Source organism: Maribacter litoralis, from assembly GCF_902506355.1.
GTDB classification, from domain to species: Bacteria; Bacteroidota; Bacteroidia; order Flavobacteriales; family Flavobacteriaceae; genus Maribacter; species Maribacter litoralis.
Genome location: NZ_LR733271.1, coordinates 36,616 through 53,579, shown reverse-complemented (window position 1 = coordinate 53,579; position 16,964 = coordinate 36,616). Strand labels below are relative to the sequence as shown.

The following is a 16,964-nucleotide window of genomic DNA, read 5'->3' as shown; positions in this document are numbered from 1 at the left end:
ATGAAAAGGGAAATAAGGTTCAAAGAAAGCCAGAAATTTACACAATGGTGGTTGTGGCTCATTATACTTGCACCAATGCTATTGTTTGTAATAAGTACGGTAATTACATATGTACGCTTATTTACTGCCCAAATTCCAAATGATTCTGGTAATGTGAGCATGATGTGGATTTCGAATAAAATTTCATTTGCTGGACTATTACCCTATTTTTTATATGTACTAACCGTATTGTTCTTTGCTTTCACAAAACTAAAGGTGGTGGTAACCAATAATGAAATATGCATTCGTCATCTAATATTTTTCAAAAAGAAGATTTCTTTAACAGAAATTGAAGAAAGCCGAATTACCGATTATGGTTTTGTGGGCTATGGCATCAGAATAGCTAGAAAATACGGTACGGTCTACAATGTAAAGGGCAATCAAGGAGTTGCCCTCACACTTAAAAATGGTAAGCGATACCTAATAGGCAGTCAAAAAGCGAAAGAATTATTGCAGGCTATCTCAAAAAAGTAGCATTTTCCTGTAACCAATGTGTTGCTTCGTAACCATTTCATAAGATTTACTAAATGAAAAGCGTTTGGTAGATAAAATTCTCCTTTTCCTCTATATGCAACTTATCCAAATCTATTAAGATTGTTCTTGCTTAATATTTTGAACACTTTTATGCTTCTAAGAATGGATCGAACCATTCTGATAACCATATTAAAGTAGTGTTGTTTTATGAAGAAAGTGTCAATTTTATTGTTATTTATGGTAAGCTGGTCTTACGCCCAAGAAACAGATAATATTTATATACAATCAGAATTTTTTCCAAGTTATGATGTAGCTAATATTTATAGATTAAAAGCAGGATTGGATATACCCGTTATTAATAATTTAACCGAAAAATTTACGGTCGGCGGAAAATTGCAGAATACATCTTTCAGTTTTGTTGATGAGGATGTACCTTTTGAAACCGATGAAATTGAAACTTTTAATTCGTTTAGTTTACGTTTTACATATGAAAGAAATTTAAGAAACGACTGGCGCATATTTGCTATGCAAGAATCCGAAGTATCTTCTAATTTTAGGGATGATAACATAGCATCAGATGATTTGTTTTTTAATGCGATGCTAACGCTAAGTAAGTATAATGGTAGGGATAATAGCGTTCTAACCTTTGGTGCTGCATATGATATTAAATACGGACTGTATTACCCAATACCCATCATTTCTTATGCCAGAAGAATTAATGACAACTGGGCATATAAAATTGGTGTGCCCAATAGTAGGGTAAAGTACTCTTTAGGTAAAAGCCATCATTTCGAAGGCTTTGCCACGCTAACTGGCTTTACCGGTAATATTAATGATGAGATAGAGGTCTACAAAGAAGACTATAGCGGTACGCTAAGACAAACTAGTGTTTTACTTGGTCTTGGGTATAACGTTGACTTTTGGGAAAAGCTCACTGCAACGGTACAGGGCGGGTACACTGCATATAATCGTATGCAGATACAAGATTATAGCGACGATGAAATATATGACTTTGATATGTCAAACAGTTTTTACTTTAACGTAGGGCTAAAATATAATTTTGCGAATATGACAAACGATAAAAAGGTATACTAGTATTTTTTTACTCTAGAAAGGGTGCGATGGTATTGTTTTATTTGATAAATTGTTGAGTACGGTAATTTTTGAAAAAGTAAGTTGGTAACTTGTAACAAAGTGACCAACTTGCCTACATATTAAATATAAACATCAATCAAATACAATATAAAAATGAATGCACACGAAATAGATTACGAGATTTTTGGGGAAGAAATGCAATATGTTGAAATAGAGCTAGACCCGCAAGAGGCTGTAGTGGCAGAAGCTGGTAGCTTTATGATGATGGATACCGATATTAAAATGAACACCATTTTTGGTGATGGTAGTAATCAAGACAACAGTGTACTTGGTAAGATTTTCTCTGCTGGTAAACGTATGCTTACAGGGGAAAGCCTATTCATGACCGCATTTTTAAATATAGGTCAGGGTAAAAAGCAGGTAAGTTTTGCTTCTCCATATCCGGGTAAAATATTGCCTATTGATCTTTCTGAAATGGGCGGACGCTTTATCTGTCAGAAAGATGCATTCTTATGTGCAGCCAAAGGAGTTTCCGTAGGTATTGAATTTTCAAAGAGATTAGGCCGCGGACTTTTCGGTGGGGAAGGTTTTATCATGCAAAAGCTAGAGGGCGATGGTATGTCGTTTATACATGCTGGTGGAACTTTAGCTAAAAAGACCTTAGGTCCCGGTGAAGTTTTAAAAGTGGATACAGGCTGTATTGTAGGTTTTACCAAAGAAGTAGACTACGATATTGAATTTGTTGGCGGAATTAGAAATACTGTTTTCGGTGGAGAAGGATTGTTCTTCGCAACCCTAAGAGGACCAGGCACAGTATACATTCAATCATTACCATTTAGTCGTTTGGCAGGTAGAGTATTAGCTTCTATACCACGGGGAGGAAAAGACAAAGGAGAGGGAAGTATTCTAGGAACTTTAGGAGATATTGTTGGTGGGGATAATAGGTTTTAAATAAACATAGTGCCAACAAAGTGCAAAGTATTAAGTAGATAGTACTAAGTATTAAGAAGAAGAGTATAGACTAATTTTTGAGGTTTTTGTAAAGTTCTATGCATTAAGTTTAAATAGGAAGTATGAAGTACTAATTAGGATATAAATATGAATTTGAATTTGAGTTTGATTTTTGAGCTTGAGTTTGTATTTTAATTTTCCAACAACTAACAACCGCGAACCAACGAATGAGTTTTAAAAATCAAATTGAATTTCTTAAAGAATTGCAGAAGAATAATTCTAAGGAATGGATGGATGCCAATCGTAAATGGTACAAGCAAGTTCGTGATGAGTATATAGAATGGTTAAATAGTATGAATAGTAGATTAGCTGCTATTGATGATGAATATTATGATACGCCCGGTAAAAAAGGGATTAATAGAATCAATAATAATTTAATGTTTCATCCGAATAAGCCCGTATACAAAGACCATTTTGGAGCGGGATTCGACAAGAAGCCAAAAACGGCGGATTTCTATTTTGAACTGGGCATAGACCGATGCATTTTTGCCGGCGGATTATGGAGGCCAGAGCCAAAAGTATTACGAAGTGTTCGCGATGCCATTGATTATGACGGAGAAGAATTAGTGAAAATCTTAAATAAAAAGTCCTTCAAAACTTGTTTTGGAGGACTATATGAAGATGTTAAGCTTACCAACGCACCAAAAGGATTTACCAAAAATCATAAGCATATAGAATTACTAAAAAACAAGACCTTTGCTGTAGCCAGAGAGTTTTCAACCAATGACACCCACAAGAGTGATTTTGATGATCAATTGGTTGAGTACTATTTAGAAATGTTACCCTTTAGGCGCTATTTAAACAAAGCTATTTCAGTTTGATCATTCAGCGTTCGCAGCAGGGATCCATCTAGGTTTTAAATTTGGCTGACTCATGGTACTGTCTAATGGAAACATAGGTCGTTTAATCCTTTTATAGCCTAATCTGTTTAAATCTTGATCAACTCCGCCAGGGGTTAGAGCCATAGTCCAATCTCCACGCATATCATATAATTCAGGAACTAAATATCCAATTTTAACCACCACAATGTCTGTGTTTTTAGGGTCTAAGCCTAAATTGGTAAAATCGCTAAGGTGGTGGTAGGGCTTTCGTTTTTTGGTAACTATAACATCAATATTGCCCACTTTCACCACTACTTCAATCTCGGCATTTACATCGCCCTCTTTTATGGCGGTAATAGTCCCTTCTAAGGTTAAAGGACCGGCAAATCTATCATCTACTGCAGCACCGGCTTCTGCTTTAATTTTTCCTCCAACACCGATTTCTTTGGCTTTTTCTACAAATTCAGGTCCGGGTATAGAGGCGTAAATAAGAGATTTACCATTTTTAGATGCAAATTCAGGTCTATTCAATAATTGCTCAAGTGTCCACGTTACATCGCCAGCACCTCCAGCAGTTGGGTTATCGCCCATATCGCTTATCATATAGGGTTTTTTATCACTTGCCAAAGCAAGTTTTAAGCTTTCCTCCAGAGTCGTAGTAGGCGCTACAAATTCGAACTCATTACGTACATCCCAAAAGCTTTGCGCTAATCTCTCGGCACCTTGTGCAACTTTATCTTTGTCATCACCAGTAACCATTACTACGGCATGGTTACGTGGTTCATCCGCCCAGGCATAACCGATCCATATGGCAGCATCGATTACCCCTTCTTGGTCTGCCACGGTAGGTACTTTTGCATAAAGACTTTTGCCGGGTTCAATACGGGTACTCGTTTTTTCACCGGGTAGTAAAATCGGTACAGGAACCCATGCTTTAAATGCAGGTTTTCCTTTACCGCTTTCAAGACGATCTATCAAATTGGTGACCGCTCTCTTTTTAGATTCAATGGCATCTTCATGGGGAGCCATACGGTAAGCCGTAATCAAATCGGTGTGTTTTGCCAATCGTTCAGATACATTGCCATGTAAATCCATCGATGTTGAAATTAGCACGTCATCTCCTATTACCTCACGAATACGCATTATTAGATCACCTTCTGGGTCATCTAAGCCAACAACGCTCATTGCGCCATGAATATCAAAAAAAAGTCCGTCATACGGTTTGTTCTCTTCCAAGAGCTTCAAACTTTTAGTCACCAATGACTCATAGGCTTCAAGCGTTACCGTGCCACCAGGTAAAGATTTACCAACTAGTGTTGGCACCCATTCTGCTCTCTTTCTGTTTAGCGAATCTGGCTGTAAAAATGGATATCTCGTAAACACCGAGTCGCCTACTTTGGCGTGAAACGACTCTTCTGTAGAAAGGGCAGGGGAGAACGTACTACTTTCAATACCCAAACCGGCGATGGCTATTTTGGGCAAATCTTTGGTACTATTAGTGTTTTGGTCCTCTTTACAAGATGTAATTAGTGCTAGAAGTAATATGAAGTAAATGTAAAATGGTTTCAAGGTAGTCGGTTATTTAGAGTTCGTATCGAAAAGATAAATAAAAAGAATTTTAGATAGCAAGAGTTTTTGCTAGATGACCATTTTGAAGCTATTAATGTTAGCATATTAAAGACGTAGTTTATTTCTATTTGTTTTAGGTTCTTCTGTTTTATCTTTATGATGAAATTATAAATCATTATCATTGAAAAACGGAAGTATAAAAGACGTTGAGAAGAAGTTGTTATCAGATAACTGGTATACACTCAATAAATACACCTATAAATATCAAAAACCAGATGGTAGCTGGGAAACACAAGAGCGTGAAGCCTATGATAGGGGTAACGGAGCAGCTATTTTGTTATATAACTCTAAAAAGAAGACCGTTGTGCTTACGAGACAATTTCGAATGCCAACATACGTGAATGGTAATGATGATGGCATGATGATTGAGGTTTGTGCGGGACTTTTAGATGGTGATAATCCTGCCGATTGCGTGCGTAAAGAAACGGAAGAGGAAACAGGTTATAAAATCAGTAACGTACAGAAGGTGTTTCAAACTTATATGTCTCCAGGTTCGGTGACCGAAATTCTATATCTATTTGTTGGTGAATATGATGAAAGTATGAAGATTGGAGAAGGTGGTGGAGCCGAAGATGAAACCGAAAATATTGAAGTGTTGGAGTTAGATTTCGATGACGCAATGAAGATGGTAGCGAGCGGAGAAATTAAAGATGCAAAAACCATTATGTTGCTGCAATACGCAAAAATGAATGCGTTAGTTTAAAGGCTTAAAACCGACTCTTAGAATATGAAAAATGTACATAAAGTCGGCTTTGGTGGTGGTTGTCATTGGTGTACGGAAGCTGTTTTTATGTCACTAAAGGGAGTTGTAAAAGTTGAACAGGGTTTCATTGCGCCAAAAGAACATCTTACAGCTTTTTCCGAAGCTGTAATTGTACATTATGATGCTAATGTTATTGAATTGAAAGATTTAGTTGCGATTCACTTAGACACCCATAAAAGCACAGAAAATCATTCTATGCGTAACAAATATAGATCTGGTGTCTATTACTTTGAACAAGGCATTAAACCTATGTTAGATGAGATTATGAGCCAAGTACAGAAGGAGTTTGCCGCACCACTAATTACGGCAATCCTTCCTTTTGGGACATTTACATCATCTGAAGAACGATATCATAATTACTATTTTAATGATACCGAGAAACCTTTTTGTAAAACACATATTACACCTAAAATTAAGATGTTGAAAGAGAAATATGACAAACATTTATCAGCAAAGCTTCGCTAATTAATAATGGTCTCTAAGGGTTTGTAACATACGCTCTAGCTGTGTTCTTTCATCACGAGTAGCCTTCTTAAAATGATTGTTCATAAAGCTGAAAATCAAGGTTTTGCCAGATTTGGTCAAAAGGTAGCCGCTTAAACAATAGTTGTTGCTTAAACTACCCGATTTAGCATAAACATAAGGTTTGTCATCACCTTTAAATTTATTTTTCAGCGTACCTGAAACCCCACCGGCAGGAAAAATTGTAAAAAGTCGTTCTTGAGGTACTAGGGTATACAATTCACTTAAAACATGCACCATATTTTGCGGGGTAAATAGGTTGTACCTCGATAAACCGGAGCCATCTACCCATCTTGGCTCTTGTTTTAAATCGCTCAGTTCATTTTCTAAGATGTGGTTTCTAGCAAAAGAGCTGTTTAGCGTATCTTTTAATTCAGATGTAGCCAAAATCAATAATTGCTCGGCTATAAAATTGTCGCTTTCGTGCATCATTCTAATGTAGAGTGAATCTGCTTGTATGCCGTATAAAGTTTTTTTAACACCTGTTGGCATGCTGGCTCTTGTGCTAATATTTTTATTTAGTACTTGTTCTAATACTGCTTTAGTGGTTGCTATGCTGGTTATAAAAGGTGTTTCTAAAGTGTCTTGTTTCTGGGGAGGATAAAAAAATATGTTAGAAGTCTCTTTCCGGTTTTCAGTAGTGCTAATTAGCAGAACACTATCTTTAAAGTATGAAGGTGACACCATTAGTTCTGGATTTTTCTTGATCATTACCACATTTCCATATAACGGTAAGGCGTTACGTTCTGGCGAATAATACCATTGGTAATCGTCCCACGCCCAACCGGGTCCGTATTTTGTATCCATAAAATTATCCGTCGTAAAGACTACATTACTTTTGCTCTTTAGAAAATTAAATGCGGTAGAATCTTTTACATATGGATGCAGAAACGAAGGATCGCCCGTACCTTGAAAATACAGGGTGTCGTTTTGTTCAATGTATTGCAAAGCAGGTATTTGGTTTGGGAGTGTTTTTAATGCGGCAAAAAGTGTGAAAATTTTGGTGTTACTAGCTGGTATAAAATACTTTTGAGCACTACGGTTATACAAGGTGTCTTTTGATGCTGCATCGACTACCAAAACTCCAGTAAATTGGTTCTCATAAAAAGAGGTCGCTAAATGTTTGTCCAAGCTTTTTGATATGAAACTTTTATTTGAACCACACGAAATTAGTAGTAAAACCAAGGCAATAATGAGTATAAAATTTTTCATCTATTCGAAAGTACAAAATAGAATAATTATGAAACCCGTAAAAATTTAACATGAAGAATATTACTTTAACTTTTAATAAACAATATTAATTCTGAATTTCTGTTTATCTTTATGCAACAACGAACATATTAATCTAACAACAAAATGTCTAAGTCTATGCTAGAGTATAGTAAAACAGTACTTAAGAAGGTTAGTTTTGATACCTTACTATTTTGTAAAGAATTAAAGAAAGCCTTACAGACGTTACTACCTGAAGAGGTAGAAGAATTAAAAGTCTGGTTAGAAAGTTTTATAACGGACAAGCCAGAGTTAAAACAAAGTTTAGTTTATTTAAAAGTATAAGTTAGAGCCACGTAAAGTGGCTCTTTTTTTTGAGCAACCTTTTTTAATTTCCACATCTAGTTTAAAAAGAACTATGCGTTTTAAACTTACCCTTATAATTTTTATTTCTTTACTTTTTGCCTGCGAGAACGATGATTCTAATGGTATTCCCATAGATGAAACCGGTTTGGTAGGAGAGTGGTTGTTGACGGCATCTTATGTAAGCCCAGGTGGTACTACCGAATGGAAAGATGTAGACGAAGGTTACCGCTATATTTTCGATGAATTCGGTAATTATGAAAGAACAACCTTCAATAAAGAAACCATCAATTCAGGTTCGTATGAAATTATTGAGCGAGAGCTTTATTTGTATAGTATTATAGAAGAAGAAAGAGATACCTTGGGCTTTACCGCAGACTTTAATGAAAGCAAAACCAGATTAACGCTATCACCATCTTACCCTGGTATTTGTATTGAGGGGTGTTTGTATAGATTTGATAAGGAGTAATTTTACTTGTTCAGCGGACTAATTATTTTTACATCTTGAAATGCGATGGCACCGCGAACAATACCGGTAATTACATCTCGTAAAGCTTCGGTAATCTGTACTTTCAATTCTTTTTTATGATAAATAAGACTTACCTCTCGTGCTGGTGAGGGGTCTTTAAAATACTTAAGATGCCTTTTCTTTTGTTCGTCAAGTTCTAGAGTGTTCAAGAAAGGTAAAAGTGTCATACCTAAACCTTCATTGGATAAATTGATAAGTGTTTCAAAACTACCACTTTGAAGGCTAAAATGTTCTCCGCCTATTTTAGGCGTTTTACAAAGATTTAAAACACCTTCTCTAAAACAATGACCGTCTTGCAACAGTAGAATATCTTCAATATCTAAATCTTCGGGTGTAATTTGGCTATTGTTGCCTAAACGATGCTCTTTTGGAACATAACCTACAAATGGTTCATAATACAAAGGTCTTTCCGTAATGAAATCTACTTCTAACGGTGTTGCTGCAATAGCGGCATCTATATGTCCGTCTTCAATATTTTGAATTAGACTTTCCGTATTTTGTTCTTTTATGATCAGATTTACCTTTGGGTATTTCTGTATAAAGTTTTTAAGAAACATAGGTAACAATGTGGGCATAATTGTTGGTATGATTCCCAATACATAATCCCCGCCAATATATCCTTTTTCTTGCTCAACAATATCTTTTATACGCGCAGCCTCATTTACAATGTTCTTTGCTTGATCAACAATTTTTTTACCAACTTCAGTAATGGTGATAGGTTTTTTACTACGATCAAAAAGAAGTATATCAAGCTCATCTTCAAGCTTTTGTACCTGCATACTTAAAGTAGGCTGGGTAACAAAACTTTTTTCTGCCGCCAAAGTAAAATTCTTGTATTCGGCAACAGCTAGAACATATTGTAATTGCGTAATGGTCATGTAAATGATTTAGAGCTATAAAATTACTAAAAACCATTATCATGACCTATTACAACTGTTATATGTGATTGTTTTTATCTTAGAAACGTAGTCTTAATTCCATGTCTTCTGAGGTAACTGTGAACTTGGCGTCAATAAATGTCGGAGGACCCATAGGCATTGAATTACCGCTCATAGCATAATCCTCTGTAGGCATGCCATTGGTGGCAAAATCCATGCGGTTGTTATCGTTAGTATCGTGCAATACAGCAAAAGCATAGTCGCCTGGTTGAATATTTTCAAACGTTAACACCAACTCGCCAGCTTCGGCTTTGTTCTTGCTTGTTTTTATTCCTTCTGCTCTCATAAAAGTATCAGTAGTGTGAAGTCCACTTAAAATATGTCCGTCGTCGTTCAGTACATTTTCAATAATAACGGTTAATGTAATGCCTTCGTTTTCTTGTGCATTCATTGTTAATGCCATTGCTAATACGGTAATGGTAAATAATAACTTTTTCATTTTTAAAGGTTTTAAGATTAATTGAATGGTTCAAAGATGTCTTATAACCATATCTTTTAAAAAAGCTAATCACTGAACTGTTGAATGCAGATGCTGAATTGTGATAATCATGTAAAAACTCGGGTTAATAGAGATTGAATTCTCCATTAACCCGAATCAAATTTTATACTTGTGCTATTTTTGAGACTAGGAAATCAATAATTTAATGTAGCTCCAAATCCAAACCCCATGTCACTATCGTAATGGGTGGATATTCCAATATTTCTAGTAGCAATGTATTTAAAACCAGTCATATATTCTGTGTCGGTATTTACCATAAACGCCCATCTTAATCTTGGGGAAATAGGAATGTCTTCTCGCATTAATTGAAATCGCACATTTCCATCGGAGAATACTTCCCCTTGTAATGTAACCAGCATTGGCAAGGTATATTCGGCACCCAAACTCAAAACTGCTCTTTGATCTTTTGTATTGGTTTGTCCAAAGATATTTTTTTCAACTTCTCCGTTTTGTTTTCGGTATCGCCAATCAAAGCCTACGAAAGGCATAAACCATTGGTTTTTTCCAATATATCTTCCAATATGTGTTTCCGTTTCGTAACCATGTTCATCGTGATATCCTAAACGCCATTCTGTCCCAATGCTCCAACGTGTGTTTTGTAACATGACCATTCCATCATTACCGTTAGTGGCAAAGTCATTTTCTGCCATAAAATGATACTTATTGCTTTCGGATTGTAATTTGTTGTATGACCATTTTTTATCTGGTAAATATGGATTTACATAATCGCCTGTTGAAAATACTCTGTTCATTCCGGACATCATATGATATAGTATGTGGCAATGAAAAAACCAATCACCATCCATATTTGCCGCAAATTCAATGGTGTCGGTTTCCATTGGCATTATGTCCAATACATTCATTAAAGGTGCGTTTTCTCCTTGTCCGTTCAAGATTCTAAAATCATGTCCGTGAAGGTGCATTGGGTGTCGCATCATTGAGTTATTATAAAGCGTAATACGTACGTTCTCGCCTTTTTTAATGAGGATTTTATCCACTTCTGAAAGCACTTTATTGTCCATACTCCAAACATAGCGGTTCATATTTCCAGTAAGTTCAAAGCGTAATTCTCTTACAGGTGCATCTTTTGGTAATGTTGTTGGCTGTGGAGCTCTCAGCATGCCGTAGTTCAATGTAATAATATCTGGTTTTGCATTCATGGAATGTTTGGAATGGTCCATGTTATCGCCCATTTCCATTTTATTTTCCATTTTGATATCCGTATTACCAGAGATTTCGGGATACATTACCGTATTCATATCCATTTGCTGGTAAGACATATCCATTCCCATATCGTCCATACTCCCGTCCATATTCATCATATTGTTCATCATTTTCATTCCCTCAAAATAGTTCAATTTTGGCATTCTGCTTTTTAGCTGAATTTTGCCTTTTCCTAAATACATTGATGCCGAACCTGTACGGTCTTCTGGTGTTGCCAAAAATTCGTAAGCAATATTTTCGTTCGGAATGGTTACAACAACGTCATACGTTTCTGAAACGCCAATAATCAATCTATCTACTTCTACGGGTTCCACATCATTACCATCGTTGGCTACGACAGTCATTTTTCCACCGGCATAATTCAACCAAAAATAGGATGAAGCCCCTCCGTTTGAAATTCTTAAACGCACTTTGTCGCCGGCTTTAAATTGAGAGAGCTGATTAACATTTTTACCGTTGATTAAAAACTTGTCGTAATAGACATCACTTACATCCATTGCCAACATACGTTTCCATTCATTGTTAAATTTGGTTTTAAAATGCCCCACTTTTATAGCTTCGGAATAGCTTTGGGTCGTTCCTTTTTTAATAGCGGCCCAATCGTTTGCGTTAGCCAACATTCGGTGAACGTTTTCAGGTTTTAAATCTGTCCATTCACTCAAAATAATTGGCACTGCTGATAAATCGTCAATTCCTTTTCTAAAAGTTGGATCATTATTTTTCTTTAATAAGATCAAAGAACCGTACATACCTATTTGCTCTTGCAACCCGCTATGGCTATGATACCAGTGTGTACCGCTTTGAATAATTGGAAAACGATATGTAAATGTTTCATTAGGTTGTATGGGCATTTGGGTTAAGTATGGTACACCATCTTCCTTGTTGGGAAGAAATAGTCCGTGCCAATGTAAAGATGTACTTTCTTTTAATTTGTTATGAACTACAATTTCTGCAATATCACCCTCTGTAAATGTCAAAGTAGGCATTGGTATTTGTCCATTAACCGCAATTGCCCTTTTCTCTTTACCAGAATAGTTGACAATAGTATCCGTTACCGTTAATTCATATTTCACGACATTTTGAGCTGAAATTTCATTTATAAAGAAAGATAGTAAGAGGATTAAGGTTGTTTTGCTATTCTTCATTTTTCAAACGTTTTATCATTGCTTTCATTTCTTTAATTTCCCTTTTTTGAGCTTCAATGATATCTTCAGAAAGTTTCTTTACCTCCGGATCTTTAATATCTGCTCGTTCACTCGTTAAAATGGCAATAGAATGATGGGGAATCATTGCCTCCATCCATAAAACGTCACCTATAATAGGTTTTTGAGTACGCACTAGAAATAGGGCAGTGCTAAAAAGAATTAGACTGCCGAGTAATATTGCGATATTCTTTTTCTTGTTTTTATACATTTTTCGCATAAAAAACCACATAATAACTGCCATTGTAGATATGCCCAGGCACGTCATGTAAAATCGTGTTAGGCTAAAGTAAACATGGTCTATGGTATAAGTGTTCAAATACATTGTTATGTACATTGCTACAAATGAGCAGCCTAGCATAAGAAAAAAGGTTGTGTATTTATTTTTATTGTTTGAATTTTTCATGATCAATTTTTTTATTTGTTTAATATTTCTACCGTTTTACCACAACTCAACATTTGTGAACCGTAGTAAGGATTTTCAATAGTTTGTTCTTTACTCAACCAATTTGCACCTTCGCCCTTATTTGCCATAGGGCAAAATTGATAGTAGGTAGGCGTTTCTTGCTTTGAAATTTTTATTACTTCGTATAAGTTTTTTGAAAGCGAAGAAAGGTATTGTCTTTGCTGATTTGGATCAGTTGTATCTGCAATATTTTGAGTATCCATTTTGAGGTTATCCAAGTTTTTCATCCAAGCCATATGCACGTCCATTGAAAGCTTATTCATTTCTACTTGGTCAATAGCAGTTGAAAGTGCTGTTGCGTATTTTGAAGCAGCTATGCTGTCTGTTTTTACCAATGCATTTTTAAGGGCACAGTAGTTATTGAACACTACAGAAAGTGGTGAAATTACCTGTTCATCAATAATTTTTTTGGAATGCATAGTATGGTCTTTAGTTGCCACTTCACTAGTGGTTACGGCTCTATCATATTGGCAACAACTTGGTAGACTTGCATATGTGTCTTGTGGGGCTAAAAATATGTCACTGTCATAACCGGCAAGAGCAATTCGTTTTACGATTTGCTCTTTTGAGGTTTTTAAACTGTCATATGAAATGGTTGCCATTTTGGTTGTTTTGTCCCAATCTACAATGGCTATGTTTTTCATATTACCGGCTGTTTCGATGGTGCTTTTGCACATGTCGCAGTTTCCATAAATTTTTACGGTCTCGGTTTTTTGATTTTTAGTTTGGGCATTGGACAATGTATATGATAACAATACAATGATTGCCACCATTAAATGTTTTAATGATTTCATTTTATAAATTTTAGTTTAATTTAAAAGCTAAAGAATACAAGCGGTATGCTTGAATTCAAAAAGACAGACTTATGGCTGTCAAAAAAGGTGTTAGCTTATTTTTGGCGGTTGCCAAATAGAAAGGTAAACTGCTTTAGGAAAATGTTGAACGTAGGTCCAATCAATGTTTAAAGGCTTATAATTATTATTCAATTGAACTTTTAAACTTTTATAAAACACAGTAGTATTTACTGAAGTAGGGCAGTGACAAGCTGGGTGGTCGCACGCTCCATCGCAACCATTATCATTATTTTCCTTATCACAACACGATTTATTTTTAGTTTCCCTATGTTCCTTTGAGCATGAAGATTTTTCGGTTTTCTCCTTTTCAGTAGATTTTCCACACGCAAATGCTGCATTGGTGGGGATGACCAACAGCATAATAGATAAGACTAATATGTGCGTTATGTTTTTCATAAACCTAAGTGACAAAGGTATATATTACTTTATTACTACAAACTAGATTTTTAATGCATAGTTGCTATAATTAGGTTCTAAAATAGTTTTATTGGACTATAAATTTTAACTTAAAGGATACATTCTTTAATGCAATACCAACTTTGTTTTTTATACTAATCTCTTGGTTATCAAATAATCCAGTCCAAATTTGCCAGAACCAAATCCCATAAAAAATAGCCCTAAGCAGAAAAACATAAAAGTGGGAATTATATTCCATGATTGGTCCCAAGGTCTAAATGCAATGGTAATGAACATTGTGGTAGTGATAAAGAATGCCGTAATTCTGGTATTGAGACCAATTAGTAATAATAGACCGCCTAATGCTTCAGTCAGCCCTGCAGACCAAGCAAAAATTTCGGGCATCAAGGTAAAGGGTAGTCCAAATTCCTTGGTAAGGTCTACGAACCAATCCGCCACTTCAAACAAATGAAGATTCATTGATTTAGGTGTCCAAGGTGTCCCAAATTTGTTAATGGCAAAAACGAAGGCAAGAAGATATCCGGTAAACACCCTTGGTATTAATATCAAGATATTAGGTAAGAGAGCATCTACTTTAAAAGGGACTATCAATCTCTTTAAAGATGTAATTTGATAAATCATAGTTTTGGCGGTTGATTACCTAAACTTAATTAATTTCTTGCAGATTAAAAATGATTATTATCACTAGCGGTTTTATTGGTATTTGCTATCTTCAAGTTTGGCTTACACGATTTTGATGCTATCGATTTTTAACTTAAAATCTTCCGCAACTCCATTTTTAATTATAAAGGCAATTTGAGTAAGAAAATCGCCATGATAATTCGGTAGTTTTAAGTCCTCACCCCTAAAAACAGCTTCCATTTGATTGAAAGGTATCTCAATAGTTTGCCAGTCTTCGGTGGTTTTAAAACTATAACTATAGGTATGTCGTTGATGTTCACCTGATCTGCAACGAAAAGCATATTTTTTGCCATCACCTTTTACTTTAATAATGAATTTTGAATAGTTTTCTACAGAAATACGTTCAATGTCGTGCCTGATCAGGCAGAAACCTCCGTTGTTTTCTAATGATACATGTCCGCTGAAAATACCCTTGCCATCACTATCTATTTGTAGTAGCCCCATTGAAAGACCACCCATGACTTCATCATTGACCAATTCCCATTCTTTTCGGTTACTGGTTTTATTGAACTCAAAAATCGTTACTTCTTCATGCATAATTACAGGATATTTAGGGGTAAAATGTTCAAGTTAAAATTACCTGAAAAGAATGGGAGACAGCAACTCAATAGGATTAAATATTAGCTTGATCACTAGTTTGTTCAGGTAATCTCTTTTTCATTTCCTGCGCAATTGCTTTTTCAGATGCACCTTGTTTTTCTAGTTCAGATATAATTTTTGGGTGGTCATGTTCTCTACCTTGTGATAATTTGTTTACCGCTTGAATATCAGTTATTTCAATTTCAAAACCAATAATTCCGCTCACTTGCCGCATGGTTTTCTTAGACATGTCATTTAAGGAAATAGGGTGCTCAGATTGTTGTTCGTACTTATCTACCAGCTCATGTAAGGATTGTAGCAATTCTTCTGATGTCTGAATTTTTACGGTACCGTGGACATGAACGGCTATGTAGTTCCACGTAGGTACTTCTTCCGCTTTATACCATGAAGAAGAAATATAACTGTGCGGACCATTAAAAATGCATAGTACTTCATCGCCGTTAGTAAGATTTTTACTCTGTAAGTTCGCCTTGGCAATATGCCCAACAAGTACATCTTTGTTATGGCCATTTTTGCTCAATTCTAAAGGAATATGCGTACCCCAAGGCTTGCCATTAAACGTATTTATTAGGATACCGAAACTATTTTCTTTTAGAAAGCTATGTATCTCTTTAGTGTTATGGTTTTGATAATGTTCAGGGATAAACATGGACTATGGTTTTAGGTAAGTATAAAGGTATTAAGTAATTGCTTTTAGAACCAATTATTTAATGTTTAGTGCTACATAAATTATAAGATCCTTGTTATCTTGAAATGGAATTTTAAAATAAGAATATGCCATTTATAACAAATACAAAAGCAAAAGAACAAGTAGATATATTTTACGAAGATTACGGTAACGGTCAACCCGTTATTTTAATACATGGTTGGCCTTTAAGTAGAAAATCTTGGGAGCAACAAGTATGGAAGATAGTAGAGGAAGGTTATCGCTGTATATCTTATGATCGTAGAGGTTTTGGCACATCATCTTCACCGTGGGATGATTATGATTATTCTGCATTGGCAAGTGATCTAAATGCAATTATTGAAGAATTGGAATTGAAAGATGCAATCATAGTAGGTTTTTCAATGGGAGGCGGAGAAGTAGTTCGTTATTTAACCGAATACGGACCTAGTAGAATTGCCAAGGCTGCATTGATAAGTTCAATAATACCATTGGTTAAAAAGAAATCTGATAATCCGGATGGGGTGCCAGAAGATGCTTTGGAGGGAATTATAGATGCGCTGCAAAAAGATAGAGTTGGGTTTTTAAAAGAATTCAGTAAAGGTTTTTACAATTTTGATGAAAATGAAGGGGAGAGAATAAGTCAGGCACAATTGGATTATGACTTTACCATTGCTTCATTCGCATCGCCAAGAGCAACCATACAAACAGCTTTAGCTTGGATGCATACCGATTTTAGACCAGAGTTGGAAAATGTTACGGTACCGACATTGATTGTACACGGTGATGCCGACGCAACCGTACCAATTGAAACGTCTGCAAAACAAGCACATGATGGTATTAAGTACAGTACATTAGAAGTTATTAAGGGAGCTCCTCATGGTCTTAATGTAACCCACCCCGATGAATTAAATGAGATATTAATTTCCTTTTTAAAGAAATAATTTAATACGAATAAAATGTA

20 protein-coding genes are annotated in these 16,964 nt (G+C 35.6%); 9 read left to right on the top strand and 11 right to left on the bottom strand.

Features of this window, described 5'->3' with window-relative positions:
- The 4 genes from EXIGUO8A_RS00265 to EXIGUO8A_RS00250 all read left to right on the top strand — a co-directional run bounded on the left by EXIGUO8A_RS00265 (position 1) and on the right by EXIGUO8A_RS00250 (position 3,440).
- On the top strand, positions 1 to 513 hold the full coding sequence (locus EXIGUO8A_RS00265; protein WP_159301477.1) for a hypothetical protein: 513 nt from the start codon (positions 1 to 3) through the stop codon (positions 511 to 513).
- Between the two features lie 207 nt (positions 514 to 720).
- A complete protein-coding gene (locus EXIGUO8A_RS00260) occupies positions 721 to 1,608 on the top strand; it encodes a DUF6268 family outer membrane beta-barrel protein (RefSeq protein WP_159301476.1) in 888 nt (295 codons plus the stop codon).
- 153 nt (positions 1,609 to 1,761) lie between these two features.
- Entirely contained in the window at positions 1,762 to 2,559 is a 798-nt protein-coding gene (locus EXIGUO8A_RS00255) for a TIGR00266 family protein (protein ID WP_116769448.1), read from the top strand.
- A 227-nt stretch (positions 2,560 to 2,786) separates the two neighbouring features.
- Positions 2,787 to 3,440 carry a DUF2461 domain-containing protein gene (locus EXIGUO8A_RS00250; protein WP_159301475.1) on the top strand — a complete coding sequence of 218 codons (654 nt, stop codon included), beginning with the start codon at positions 2,787 to 2,789 and terminating at the stop codon, positions 3,438 to 3,440.
- Here the strand turns inward: EXIGUO8A_RS00250 and EXIGUO8A_RS00245 are convergent, their stop codons facing one another.
- Positions 3,441 to 5,009: a M81 family metallopeptidase gene (locus EXIGUO8A_RS00245; protein WP_159301474.1), complete on the bottom strand. Its 1,569-nt coding sequence runs from the start codon at positions 5,007 to 5,009 to the stop codon at positions 3,441 to 3,443.
- Positions 5,010 to 5,190: 181 nt separating this feature from the next.
- On the opposite strand from EXIGUO8A_RS00245, the gene nudK reads away from it, so the two are divergent.
- Together nudK and EXIGUO8A_RS00235 are read left to right on the top strand one after the other, a co-directional pair.
- Positions 5,191 to 5,772 carry a GDP-mannose pyrophosphatase NudK gene (gene nudK, locus EXIGUO8A_RS00240; RefSeq protein ID WP_159301473.1) on the top strand — a complete coding sequence of 194 codons (582 nt, stop codon included), beginning with the start codon at positions 5,191 to 5,193 and terminating at the stop codon, positions 5,770 to 5,772.
- 24 nt (positions 5,773 to 5,796) lie between these two features.
- Positions 5,797 to 6,297, top strand: a complete 501-nt coding sequence (locus EXIGUO8A_RS00235; RefSeq protein ID WP_159301472.1) for a peptide-methionine (S)-S-oxide reductase — start codon at positions 5,797 to 5,799, stop codon at positions 6,295 to 6,297.
- Here EXIGUO8A_RS00235 and EXIGUO8A_RS00230 read toward each other — a convergent pair whose 3' ends face one another.
- A complete protein-coding gene (locus EXIGUO8A_RS00230) occupies positions 6,298 to 7,485 on the bottom strand; it encodes a D-alanyl-D-alanine carboxypeptidase/D-alanyl-D-alanine-endopeptidase (RefSeq protein ID WP_236564398.1) in 1,188 nt (395 codons plus the stop codon).
- A 225-nt stretch (positions 7,486 to 7,710) separates the two neighbouring features.
- Here EXIGUO8A_RS00230 and EXIGUO8A_RS00225 point away from each other — a divergent pair, with 225 nt between their 5' ends.
- Positions 7,711 to 7,908 (top strand): hypothetical protein, encoded by a 198-nt coding sequence (locus EXIGUO8A_RS00225; RefSeq protein WP_159301470.1) that lies wholly within the window; start codon positions 7,711 to 7,713, stop codon positions 7,906 to 7,908.
- Positions 7,909 to 7,981: 73 nt separating this feature from the next.
- The gene (locus EXIGUO8A_RS00220; RefSeq protein WP_159301469.1) at positions 7,982 to 8,395 is read left to right on the top strand and encodes a hypothetical protein; all 414 of its coding nucleotides are present in this window, start codon (positions 7,982 to 7,984) and stop codon (positions 8,393 to 8,395) included.
- Between the two features lie 2 nt (positions 8,396 to 8,397).
- Here the strand turns inward: EXIGUO8A_RS00220 and EXIGUO8A_RS00215 are convergent, their stop codons facing one another.
- The 9 genes from EXIGUO8A_RS00215 to EXIGUO8A_RS00175 form a co-directional block, all read right to left on the bottom strand.
- A complete protein-coding gene (locus EXIGUO8A_RS00215; protein ID WP_116769440.1) occupies positions 8,398 to 9,333 on the bottom strand; it encodes a LysR substrate-binding domain-containing protein in 936 nt (311 codons plus the stop codon).
- A gap of 79 nt (positions 9,334 to 9,412) precedes the next feature.
- Positions 9,413 to 9,832: a DUF2141 domain-containing protein gene (locus tag EXIGUO8A_RS00210; protein WP_159301468.1), complete on the bottom strand. Its 420-nt coding sequence runs from the start codon at positions 9,830 to 9,832 to the stop codon at positions 9,413 to 9,415.
- 194 nt (positions 9,833 to 10,026) lie between these two features.
- On the bottom strand, positions 10,027 to 12,261 hold the full coding sequence (locus tag EXIGUO8A_RS00205; RefSeq protein WP_159301467.1) for a multicopper oxidase domain-containing protein: 2,235 nt from the start codon (positions 12,259 to 12,261) through the stop codon (positions 10,027 to 10,029).
- Complete coding sequence (locus tag EXIGUO8A_RS00200; protein ID WP_159301466.1) at positions 12,251 to 12,724, bottom strand: DUF305 domain-containing protein; 474 nt, start codon at positions 12,722 to 12,724, stop codon at positions 12,251 to 12,253. The genes EXIGUO8A_RS00205 and EXIGUO8A_RS00200 overlap by 11 nt, the downstream gene beginning before the upstream one ends.
- A gap of 11 nt (positions 12,725 to 12,735) precedes the next feature.
- Complete coding sequence (locus EXIGUO8A_RS00195; RefSeq protein WP_159301465.1) at positions 12,736 to 13,578, bottom strand: DUF3347 domain-containing protein; 843 nt, start codon at positions 13,576 to 13,578, stop codon at positions 12,736 to 12,738.
- A gap of 90 nt (positions 13,579 to 13,668) precedes the next feature.
- Positions 13,669 to 14,034, bottom strand: a complete 366-nt coding sequence (locus tag EXIGUO8A_RS00190; RefSeq protein ID WP_159301464.1) for a hypothetical protein — start codon at positions 14,032 to 14,034, stop codon at positions 13,669 to 13,671.
- 150 nt (positions 14,035 to 14,184) lie between these two features.
- Positions 14,185 to 14,676, bottom strand: a complete 492-nt coding sequence (locus EXIGUO8A_RS00185) for a DoxX family membrane protein (RefSeq protein WP_159301463.1) — start codon at positions 14,674 to 14,676, stop codon at positions 14,185 to 14,187.
- A 102-nt stretch (positions 14,677 to 14,778) separates the two neighbouring features.
- Positions 14,779 to 15,273, bottom strand: coding sequence for a CIA30 family protein (locus tag EXIGUO8A_RS00180; protein WP_159301462.1), 495 nt, complete (start codon positions 15,271 to 15,273; stop codon positions 14,779 to 14,781).
- 76 nt (positions 15,274 to 15,349) lie between these two features.
- A complete protein-coding gene (locus EXIGUO8A_RS00175) occupies positions 15,350 to 15,985 on the bottom strand; it encodes an FMN-binding negative transcriptional regulator (protein WP_159301461.1) in 636 nt (211 codons plus the stop codon).
- Between the two features lie 125 nt (positions 15,986 to 16,110).
- On the opposite strand from EXIGUO8A_RS00175, the gene EXIGUO8A_RS00170 reads away from it, so the two are divergent.
- The gene (locus tag EXIGUO8A_RS00170; RefSeq protein WP_159301460.1) at positions 16,111 to 16,944 is read left to right on the top strand and encodes an alpha/beta fold hydrolase; all 834 of its coding nucleotides are present in this window, start codon (positions 16,111 to 16,113) and stop codon (positions 16,942 to 16,944) included.
- Positions 16,945 to 16,964: the final 20 nt, after the last annotated feature.